The 10,798-nt window shown below is 64.2% G+C and carries 7 protein-coding genes; 5 read left to right on the forward strand and 2 right to left on the reverse strand.

Annotation, left to right across the window (positions count from 1 at the left end; translation table 11 throughout):
- Positions 1-83 precede the first annotated feature (83 nt).
- Entirely contained in the window at positions 84-515 is a 432-nt protein-coding gene (locus tag B3397_RS04470; protein ID WP_296247663.1) for a hypothetical protein, read from the reverse strand.
- A gap of 273 nt (positions 516-788) precedes the next feature.
- A complete protein-coding gene (locus tag B3397_RS04475; RefSeq protein WP_296247665.1) occupies positions 789-3,542 on the reverse strand; it encodes a response regulator in 2,754 nt (917 codons plus the stop codon).
- A gap of 200 nt (positions 3,543-3,742) precedes the next feature.
- Here B3397_RS04475 and B3397_RS04480 point away from each other — a divergent pair, with 200 nt between their 5' ends.
- The 5 genes from B3397_RS04480 to relA all read left to right on the forward strand — a co-directional run bounded on the left by B3397_RS04480 (position 3,743) and on the right by relA (position 10,531).
- Positions 3,743-4,480: a response regulator transcription factor gene (locus B3397_RS04480; protein ID WP_296247667.1), complete on the forward strand. Its 738-nt coding sequence runs from the start codon at positions 3,743-3,745 to the stop codon at positions 4,478-4,480.
- Positions 4,480-5,829, forward strand: coding sequence for a sensor histidine kinase (locus B3397_RS04485; RefSeq protein WP_296247669.1), 1,350 nt, complete (start codon positions 4,480-4,482; stop codon positions 5,827-5,829). The genes B3397_RS04480 and B3397_RS04485 overlap by 1 nt, the downstream gene beginning before the upstream one ends.
- Before the next feature lie 87 nt (positions 5,830-5,916).
- Positions 5,917-6,819, forward strand: a complete 903-nt coding sequence (gene cysM, locus B3397_RS04490; RefSeq protein ID WP_296247675.1) for a cysteine synthase CysM — start codon at positions 5,917-5,919, stop codon at positions 6,817-6,819.
- A complete protein-coding gene (gene rlmD / locus B3397_RS04495) occupies positions 6,819-8,210 on the forward strand; it encodes a 23S rRNA (uracil(1939)-C(5))-methyltransferase RlmD (RefSeq protein WP_296247671.1) in 1,392 nt (463 codons plus the stop codon). Before cysM ends, rlmD begins: the two co-directional genes overlap by 1 nt.
- Positions 8,211-8,287: 77 nt before the next feature.
- A complete protein-coding gene (gene relA / locus B3397_RS04500) occupies positions 8,288-10,531 on the forward strand; it encodes a GTP diphosphokinase (protein WP_296247673.1) in 2,244 nt (747 codons plus the stop codon).
- Positions 10,532-10,798 lie beyond the last annotated feature (267 nt).

Consider the following 10,798-nt stretch of genomic DNA (forward strand, 5'->3'; position numbering starts at 1 on the left):
GCCGCTCCTACAGGGGGCGCGGTCGTCTGTAGGCGCGGCGTGCAGCTGCGAAGGCCCCTGACCGGCCTGTCTCTATAGCTGGACTATGCCGTCTTGCACTGCCGGCACACATGCTTGCCGTTGACATTGCTCCAACCCAACTCGGCGATACGGGCTTCGGCGGCCGGCTTCTGCGCCTTGGTGCCCAGTTTCGAATCCACCGCGAACTCGAAATCCAGCACCTTGTTGCAGCTGTCGCAATTGACCTTCCACTGGTGGATGGCCAACTCCCCGAATACCGGCCCGCGGGCCACGGCGACCCATTGGCCGGGAGGGTTGATCAGGTGACGAACTTTCTCCACGGTCAGGCGCATGGACAAGTCCTTGCTGCCCTTGAGGGTGACCAGCAGGGTGTCGTCGTTGTGGATCGAGCCACCGTTGCCGGTGACCTGGTAGCGGCCAGGCACCAGGGCGCGGCACTCGATCAGGGTGTGCTGCGGGTTGAGCAGGCTGAAGCGGAAATCGTGTTCGACCATGGGTCCTCCAAATAGGCGCGGTATGCTAGCACGGTCTGGGTGCGGATCGGCGGCGTCTGGTCCCCTCACCCCAGCCCTCTCCCTGGGGGAGAGGGAGCCGATCACTGCTACCAGCCCCACCGCGATCCGCTTCTAGCTCCCTCTCCCTGGGGGAGAGGGGGCCGATCACTGCTACCAGCCCCACCGCGATCTGCTTTTAGCTCCCTCTCCCTCAGGGAGAGGGCTGGGGTGAGGGGACCATTCACCACCAAAATCCGCAACTCGACCCCCCCTTCAAGCCGACTCCCGCGCCTGCTCCTCCAACCGCACAATCGCCTCGTCCAGCTCATCCAGCGCCGCCAGCGCCCCCGGATCGTTCTGCTTGAGCAACGTTTCGCTGCGCAAGCACGCCGCCCGCAACTGTGGCACGCCACAATAACGCGTCGCCCCATGCAAGCGGTGCACGCGCTCGATCAGCGCATTATGATCCTGCGCCGCGCGCGCCGCGCCTATGGCTGCACGGTCGCCCTCCAGCGAAGCCAGCAACATCGCCAGCATATCGGCGGCCAGATCCGCCTTGCCCGCGGCCAGGCGCAAACCTTCTGCCGGGTCCAGCACCTGCAAGGCGCTACCCTCCAGCAACACTTCAGCGCCCTTGTCCGCATTCTGCGGACTGAGCATCAAACCGGTCCACTTGAGCACCACCTGCGCCAACTGACGCTCACTGATGGGCTTGGTCAGGTAGTCGTCCATGCCGCTTTGCAGCAAGGCGCGCTTTTCGTTGGCCATGGCGTGGGCCGTGAGCGCGACGATCGGCAAGGCCGCTCCCGTCTGTGCACTTTCCCAGACGCGGATGCGCTCGGTGGTTTCCCGGCCATCCATTTCCGGCATCTGCACGTCCATCAACACCAGGTCGAAGGGGCCGTCCTGCACCGCCTTGATGGCTGCCGCACCGCTGTCCACCGCCTTCACCTCGGCGCCCAGATCCTCGAGCAGGGTCTGCACCAGCAGCAAATTGGCCGGGTTGTCGTCGACACACAGCACCCGAGGCGGCCGATCGCTGCTGGTATCCGGCACGTCGTAGCGCAAGTGCTTGGGGTTGATCAGATCGGCCAGGGCGCGGCGCAGCTTGCGCGTGCAACTCGGCTTGGCTTGCAACTGGCGATCGGCGTTGGGTACGGCGGCATGAAACAATGCCTGCTCGGTGGTCGGGCACAACACCAGCACATGGCAACCGGTCTGCTCGATTTCGCGGATCTGCAGCGCCAGCCGCTCCGGGGCGATCTCGTGGGCGGTGACGCCCATGATGGCCAGGTCCAGAGGCCGGCCCGCCTGGCGTGCGGCGCTGGTGGCGACCACCAGCTTGTCCAGTGACTTGAAGCCGCTGACCTCCAGCCCGCAATCCTCCAACTGGTGCTGCAACGCCTGGCGGGCCAGGTCGTGACTGTCGACGATGCCGATGCGCCGCCCCAGCAGCGGCGCCGAGGGCAGATCCTCGGCGTCGTCTCGGGCCTTGGGCAGGTTCAGACTGATCCAGAACTCCGAGCCTTCACCGGGCGTACTGTCGACGCCGATCTCGCCGCCCATCTGCTCCACCAGGCGCTTGGAGATCACCAGGCCCAGACCGGTGCCGCCCGGCTGCCGGGACAGGGAGTTGTCGGCCTGGCTGAACGCCTGGAACAACGCCCGCACGTCCTGGTTGGACAGGCCGATACCGGTGTCCTGCACGCTGATGCGCAGTTGTACGCTGTCTTCGGTTTCGTCTTCCATCATGGCCCTGGCGACGATGGTGCCTTCGCGGGTGAACTTGATGGCATTGCTGACCAGGTTGGTCAGAATCTGCTTGAGCCGCAGCGGGTCGCCGATCAGCGACAGCGGGGTGTCGCGGTATACCAGGCTGACCAGCTCCAACTGCTTGGCATGCGCCGCCGGGGCGAGAATGGTCAGGGTGTCCTGCAGCAGGTCACGCAGGTTGAACGGAATGCTGTCGAGCACCAGCTTGCCCGCTTCGATCTTGGAGAAGTCGAGGATCTCGTTGATGATCCCCAACAGGCTGTCGGCGGATTTCTCGATGGTGCCCAGGTAGTCGAGTTGACGCGGGGTAAGCTCGCTTTTCTGCAACAGGTGGGTGAAGCCCAGGATGCCGTTGAGCGGCGTGCGGATCTCGTGGCTCATGTTGGCGAGGAACTCGGACTTGATCCGGCTGGCCTCCAGGGCCTCCTTACGCGCCAGATCCAGCTCGATGTTCTGGATTTCGATGGTCTCCAGGTTCTGGCGTACGTCTTCGGTGGCCTGGTCGATACTGTGCTGCAGTTCCTCCTGGGCATCCTGCAGGGTTTCGGCCATGCGGTTGATGCCCGCCGCCAACGCGTCCATCTCATGGCTGCCCATGGCCGGAAGCCGGCTTTCCAGGTTGCCGTCCTTGAGTTGGGTCACCGTGTGTTTGATCAACCGCATCGGCTCGCTGATGCTGCGGCTCATGTGCATGGCTAGCAGCGCCGTGGCCGTCAGTCCCGCCAGAATCAACAGCAGGCTGGCGAAGAAACTGCGGTAGCCGCGCAGCAGGGTACCGTCATGGGACAGCTCCAGCTCGACCCAGCCCAGCAACCGAGCCGTTTCGGCGGGGACCTGATCGGCGGCCAGATCTCGGTGCCGACCATACACCGGCATCAGGTAGCGCGTGGCGTCGAAGCCGCTGCGTTGCAGGGAGTGGCTGCTGTTGCCGATCGGCACCGCGTTGAGCATGGTCGGCCCAGCGTGGGCGAGGAGGGTGCGGTCGGCGCCCAGAAAGCTCACCGAGCGTACATCGGCCTGTTCCAATGCTTCGATAGCTATGCGGTCCAGACGCCCGCGATCCGCACTGACCAGTGCCGGCGCGACCAGCGGCGCCAGCTGCTCGGAGAGCATTTCGCCACGCTGCAACAGCTGGCTCTGCAACTCGGACTGCTGCACCCAGGTGAAATAACCGCCCAGGATCAACGCCATGCAGGCCGCGGGCGTCAGTGCAAGCAGCAGGACGCGGCTTCTGATTCCGAGTTTCTTGAGCACGCGGGTCGGCGCCTTTTGGTCGAGGAAGATAGGAAAATACAGCGGGCCGGGCCGTTGCGCCAGTCGGCAGGCCCATGTTGTCCGGCCCTGGCACCGGCGCGGCCGCAGGCAATGGGCGAACAGCGGCCAATCGGAGTTGCCTGTGCGGCCGTGATCTCCAATAATCGCCACCTGAGAATGACTTACACTAGCAGGCGTCAATGAATCCCGTCCCCAGCACTGCCCCTGCCATCCTGGCCATCGAAGACGATAACGTGCTGGGCGCCTATGTGCATGAGCAGCTGGGTCGCTGTGGTTTTCACGTGACCTGGTGCCGCAACGGCAGCGAAGGGCTGGCATTGGCGCGCGATGGCCAGTTCGACGTGGTATTGATGGATATCCTGCTGCCCGGCATGAATGGCCTGGACGTACTGCAACATCTGCGCCGCAGCACCGGCATCCCGGTGATCCTGATGTCGGCGCTGGGGGCCGAAGCCGATCGCATCAGCGGGTTCCGTCATGGCGCGGACGACTACCTGCCCAAGCCATTCAGCGTCGACGAGCTGCAGGTGCGGGTTCAGGCGATTCTGCGTCGGGTCGAGATGGAGCGCCGGCGTCGCGAGGTACCGGCGCAACCCAGCGAGCCCTGCGCTGGCACGGGGGCGCTGCAGTTCGACGAAGCCAGCAGCGAGGTCAGCTTCGAGGGTCGCACCGCAGGTCTTACCCCCAGCGAATTCCGTTTGCTCGATACGCTGCACCGCCACAGCGAGGAGGTGCTGAGCAAAGCCTTCCTTTATCAGCACGTGCTGCAACGCGGCTATTCCCAGCATGATCGCAGCCTGGACATGCACGTCAGTCAGATCCGCCGCAAGCTCAAGGCTGTGGGGTACACCCAGCACCAGCTGCGCACCGTGTGGGGCAAGGGCTACATGCTCGGCGTCACGGAACCTGCGCTGTGATGCCCAACAAGCATTCGGTGTTCTGGAAGCTGGCTTTCCTGCTGGTGGGTTTCTGCCTGTTGATGATCTGGCTGAGCTGGTCCTGGGGGCGCTATGTCCAGGAGCAGAATGCCTTTCTTTCCGAGTCGTCGCGGGCCACCTTGCAGCGCTATGCCAGCGAAGCGGAACAAGCCTGGGCCGGCGGCCAGCGAGCGGGGGTAGATGCCTGGCTGGCGAAAATCCGCCAGCACGAATCCGGTTTTGTCGGAGTCATCGGCCATGACCTGACGTCCCTGAGCAGCGAACCGTTCAACGATCAGCAATTGCAGCGTCTGACCTTCCTGCGCACCGTGGACATGCCCATGAGCCGACGGGCGCGCTACCAACCGTGGATGCGCGTGCCCTTCACCGACAGCCCGGCCCTCGGCAGCCTGGTCATCGAACTGCCGGCGCGGCTGATGCCTGGGCGTTACGCGCTGGCCTGGGCAGTGATGACCAATGGCCTGATCCCGGCGTTCTTCACCCTGCTCCTGTGCGTCGGCCTGTACCGGATGCTGGTGGTGCCTTTGAACAAGCTGCGCGAACAGGCCAATGCCTGGCGCGCCGACCAGCTGCATGCGCGGCTTGACGCCGACACGACCTCACGCACCGATGAGCTGGGCGAACTGGGCCGGGCTTTTGACCATATGGCCGAGCGCCTCCAAGGCACCGTGGCCTTGCAGCAACAGATGCTGCGCGACCTGTCCCATGAGCTGCGCACGCCGTTGAGTCGGTTGCGCGTTGCCTGCGACGGGGAGACCGACGAGCAGCGGCTGCGTGAACGCCTGAGCCGTGAGATCGACGGCATGCAGCGTCTGGTCGAAGACACCTTGCAGTTGGCCTGGCTGGACGCCGAGCGCAGCCCGGTGGCCAAGGAGGCCATCCAGATCCAGGCCCTGTGGGACATGCTGGCTGAAAACGCCAGCTATGAAAGCCACTGGCCGCTCACCCAGTTGCACTGCGCCGTGGACGCCAATTGCTGGGTTCAGGGCAACCTCAATGGTCTGGCCCAGGCCCTGGAAAACCTGCTGCGCAACGCCATCAGGCATTCCCCGGCTCATGGCCGGGTGACATTGCAGGGCCGACGAGAGGGGGCCAGCTGGCATCTGTGGCTGGAAGATGAAGGTGGCGGCGTTGCGGAGACTGACCTGGAGCGCATTTTCGATCCGTTTACCCGGCTGGACGGCTCACGCCCGGGCGACGGTGGCTTCGGCCTGGGGCTGAGTATTGCCCGCAATGCGCTGGTGCGGCAGGGCGGTGCGTTGTGGGCGCAAAACACCGCGCAGGGGTTGCGGCTGAACATGCGGCTGCCTGCTGCTTATGCCTTTTAACCATAAGGTGCGCACTTTGCGTGATATGGGGATCAGGCGTTTGCCGGTATGATAGGCCACCCCCGCAGTCTGGATTGCGAATACGCCATGACCCCGCAGTACCTAACCATCGCCGACTGCGTCGGCAATACGCCCCTGGTGCGCCTGCAGCGCCTGGGCGGCGAGACCAGCAATACCCTCCTGCTCAAGCTCGAAGGCAACAACCCGGCAGGCTCCGTCAAGGACCGCCCGGCGTTGTCGATGATCACCCGTGCCGAAAGCCGCGGCCAGATCCATCCCGGCGACACCCTGATCGAAGCGACTTCCGGCAATACCGGTATCGCCCTGGCGATGGCCGCCGCGATCAAGGGCTACAAGATGATTCTGATCATGCCCGACAACTCCACCGCCGAACGCAAGGCGGCCATGACCGCCTATGGCGCCGAGTTGATCCTGGTGACCCGCGAGCAAGGCATGGAAGGCGCCCGTGACCTGGCCGAACGCATGCAGGCCGAAGGCCGTGGCAAGGTGCTCGACCAGTTCGCCAACGGTGACAACCCCGAAGCCCACTACCGCACCACCGGCCCGGAAATCTGGCAGCAAACGGCTGGCACCGTTACCCACTTCGTCAGCTCCATGGGCACCACGGGGACCATCATGGGCACCTCGCGCTTCCTCAAGGAGCAGAACCCGCAGGTGCAGATCGTAGGCCTGCAACCCATGGAAGGCTCGGCCATCCCTGGCATCCGCCGGTGGCCCGAGGAGTATCTGCCGCGCATTTATCAAGCGGATCGCGTCGACCGCATCATCGACATGGCCCAGCAGGAGGCCGAAGACATCACCCGCCGCCTGGCGCGTGAAGAAGGCATTTTCTGTGGGGTGTCTTCGGGTGGCGCGGTGGCCGGCATGTTGCGCCTGTCCCAGGAACTGGAGAACGCCGTGATCGTTGCGATCATCTGCGACCGCGGCGACCGCTACCTGTCCAGCGGCATCTTCGATGCGCCCAACTGATGGCTAAGGTCAAGCCGGGGCTGCGCTTTCAGCCCACTGGCGGCACCCGCTCGCCGCAGGTGCCGACCGGCAAGAAACAACGGCTGACCATCGAGCGCCTGAGCAACGATGGCCGTGGCATCGCTTTTCTCGACGGGCGGACCTGGTTCGTTGCTGGTGCTCTGGCGGGCGAGGAGGTCGAAGCGCGGGTGCTCAATGCCCATGGCAAGGTGGTCGAGGCGCGCTGCGAGCGGGTGCTGCAGGCCAACCCCATGCGTCGTCCCGCACCGTGCCAGCACTTCGGCACCTGCGGAGGCTGCAGCGTGCAGCACATTTCCCACGCTGAGCAGTTGGCCCTCAAGCAGCGCATGCTTGCCGAGCAGTTGTCCCGGGTAGCCGGCGCGCAGCCCGAGCAATGGGCGGCGCCACTGAGCGGTCCCGAACTTGCCTATCGCCGCCGTGCGCGCATCGCCGTGCGCTGGGACGTCAAGGCCAAGCGGCTGGACGTGGGTTTCCGCGCCGCCGCCAGTCAGGACATCATCGCTATCCAACAATGCCAGGTGCTGGTACAGCCCTTGCAGCCTATCCTGCAACAACTGCCCTCGCTTCTGCGTGGTTTCAGCAAGCCGCAGGTGCTGGGCCACGTCGAGTTGTTCGCGGGGACGGTACTGGCCGTGCTGGTTCGCCACACCGCGCCGTTGGCCGATACTGACCTGGCGGCCCTGCAGGCATTCTGCGAAGGCTTTTCGGCTCAGCTCTGGCTGCACGGAGAAGGCCAACCACACCCGTTGAACCCGGAACAACGCCTGGGCTTTGCCCTGTCGCCCTGGGGGATGGAACTGGCCTACCGGCCAGGCGACTTCGTCCAGGTCAACGCGGCGGTCAACGACGCCATGATCGAGCAGGCGCTGGCCTGGTTGGCGCCCGCCCAGGACGAGCGCGTGCTGGATCTGTTCTGTGGCTTGGGCAACTTCGCCCTGCCGCTGGCAGGCAAGGCCCGCGAGGTGGTGGCCGTGGAAGGGGTGGCGGCGATGGTGCAACGCGCTGCCGAAAACGCCGCAAGCAACAATTTGCATAACACCCGGTTTCATCAAGCCGACTTATCGCAGCCCTTGGCCGCTCCCGATTGGGCCGCCGACGGCTTTTCTGCGGTACTCTTGGATCCACCTCGGGACGGAGCCTTCGAGGTGGTGCGTACCTTGCGAGCATCGGGTGCGCGAAGAGTGGTTTATGTGTCCTGCAACCCGGCAACTTTGGCCCGCGACACGGTCGAATTGATCAGGCAGGGCTACCGGTTAAAACGTGCCGGGATCCTCGATATGTTTCCGCAAACCGCGCATGTCGAGGCCATGGCGTTATTTGAAGTGGACCAGGATGGTCCTTCTAATCCGACTGGCGCGCGAAACGCCTGATCACTGCCGGCCCAGCAGTGGTCACAGCCAGCGACTGTTGACGTGCCTCAGGCGCGTTGTAGGGAAAGGTAAGCAAGATGGTACAGGTGAGAGCACACCAGCCGATCAACACCGACGGCAGTATCAATCTCGATGCATGGCTCGATCATATCGTCAGCGTCGACCTGGTGCTGGACCGCGAGGCCCTGAAAGAGGCCTGCGAGTTCGCGCAGCAAGCCGAGTTGCAGGGCAATCCGGCAAAACATTCGTGGGCCGACGGCACCTCGTGTTTCCAGGCAGGCCTGGAGATCGCCGAGATTCTCGCCGACCTCAAGCTGGACCAGGATTCGCTCGTCGCCGCGGTCATATATCGCGCGGTGCGTGAAGGCAAGGCCAACCTGACCGATGTCGGCCAGCGCTTCGGTGCCACCGTGGCCAAGCTGATCGACGGCGTGCTGCGCATGGCGGCCATCAGTGCCAGCCTCAGCCCGCGCCAGTCGCTGGTGCTGGGCTCGCAGGTGCAGGTGGAGAACCTGCGCAAGATGCTCGTGGCGATGGTCGACGACGTGCGCGTGGCCCTGATCAAGCTGGCCGAACGCACCTGCGCCATCCGCGCGGTGAAAAGCGCCGACGACGAGAAACGCAATCGGGTCGCCCGTGAGGTCTTCGACATCTATGCCCCGCTGGCTCACCGCCTGGGTATCGGCCATATCAAATGGGAACTCGAAGACCTGTCGTTCCGTTACCTGGAGCCCGATCAGTACAAGCAGATCGCCAAGTTGCTGCACGAGCGGCGCCTGGACCGCGAGCGCTTCATCTCCGATGTGATGAGCCAGCTGCATAACGAGCTGCTGGAGACCGGCGTCAAGGCGGACATCAGCGGCCGGGCCAAGCACATCTACTCCATCTGGCGCAAAATGCAGCGCAAGGGCCTGGAGTTCAGCCAGATCTACGACGTTCGCGCGGTGCGGGTGCTGGTTCCTGAAATGCGCGATTGCTACACCGCGCTGGGCATCGTGCACACCCTGTGGCGGCATATCCCCAAGGAGTTCGACGACTACATCGCCAACCCCAAGGAAAACGGCTACCGCTCGTTGCATACCGCGGTGATCGGCCCCGAGGGCAAGGTGCTCGAGGTGCAGATCCGTACCCACGCTATGCACGAGGAAGCGGAACTGGGCGTCTGCGCCCACTGGCGCTACAAGGGTACCGACGTCAAATCCGGCTCCAATCACTACGAAGAAAAGATTTCCTGGTTGCGCCAGGTGCTGGAATGGCATGAGGAACTGGGTGATATCGGCGGTCTGGCCGATCAGTTGCGGGTCGATATCGAGCCCGATCGTGTCTACGTGTTCACCCCTGACGGTCATGCCATCGACTTGCCCAAGGGCGCAACGCCGCTGGACTTCGCCTACCGCGTACACACCGAGATTGGCCACAACTGCCGCGGCGCCAAGATCAATGGCCGTATCGTGCCGCTCAACTACAGCCTCAACACCGGCGAGCAGGTGGAGATCATCACCAGCAAGCACGGCACGCCAAGTCGCGACTGGCTGAACTCCAACCTGGGCTACGTGACCACGTCGCGAGCACGGGCCAAGATCGTGCACTGGTTCAAGCTGCAGGCGCGCGATCAGAACGTCGCAGCCGGCAAGGTGCTGCTGGAGCGGGAGCTGAGTCGACTGGGGCTGCCGCAGGTGGACTTCGAGCAATTGGCCGAAAAAGCCAACCACAAGACTGCCGAAGACATGTTCGCCGCCCTCGGTGCCGGCGACCTGCGCCTGGCGCATCTGGTCAACAACGCCCAGCAACTGGTGGAACCGGAGCGGGGCAACGAGCAGCTCGAGCTGATTCCGCGCAAGGCCACGGGCTACAAGCCGGGCAAGCGTGGCGATATTCAGATCCAGGGCGTGGGCAACCTGATGACCCAGATGGCCGGCTGCTGTCAGCCGCTGCCGGGCGATGCCATCGTCGGTTACATCACCCAGGGCCGCGGCGTGAGCATTCACCGCCAGGACTGCGCCTCGGTGCTGCAACTGGGCGGGCGCGAGCCGGAGCGGATCATCCAGGTCAGCTGGGGGCCGGTACCGGTGCTCACCTATCCGGTGGACATCATCATCCGTGCCTACGACCGCTCGGGGTTGCTGCGCGACGTGTCCCAGGTGCTGCTCAACGAGCGGATCAACGTTCTGGCCGTCAATACCCGTTCGAACAAGGAGGACAACACTGCGCTGATGTCGCTGACCATCGAAATTCCGGGGTTGGACGCGTTGGGCCGGTTGCTGGGGCGGATATCGCAGTTGCCGAACATTATCGAGACGCGGCGCAATCGTACGCCTTGAGGTTTGCGGTGAATGGTCCCCTCACCCCACATCACGCGGGAGCACCAAGGTCACCGGCAACCCACCGACGGGCAGGTCCTGCACGCAAACAGCCCAACCAAGGACGTGGGCGCTAAGGCTCCGATCGGACGAGCGGAGGGCAGGGAAAGAGGGGAGATCTCGGGCGTAGCCGAACCCCGAACCACACAACATCACTCGTAAACACCACCTCGCTCCGCACCCGACCTCAGCCACAATCCTCCCACGCCCCACACCACCCCACACCCC

It is taken from the genome of Pseudomonas sp. UBA4194 (assembly GCF_002379585.1).
Classification (GTDB): Bacteria; Pseudomonadota; Gammaproteobacteria; order Pseudomonadales; family Pseudomonadaceae; genus Aquipseudomonas.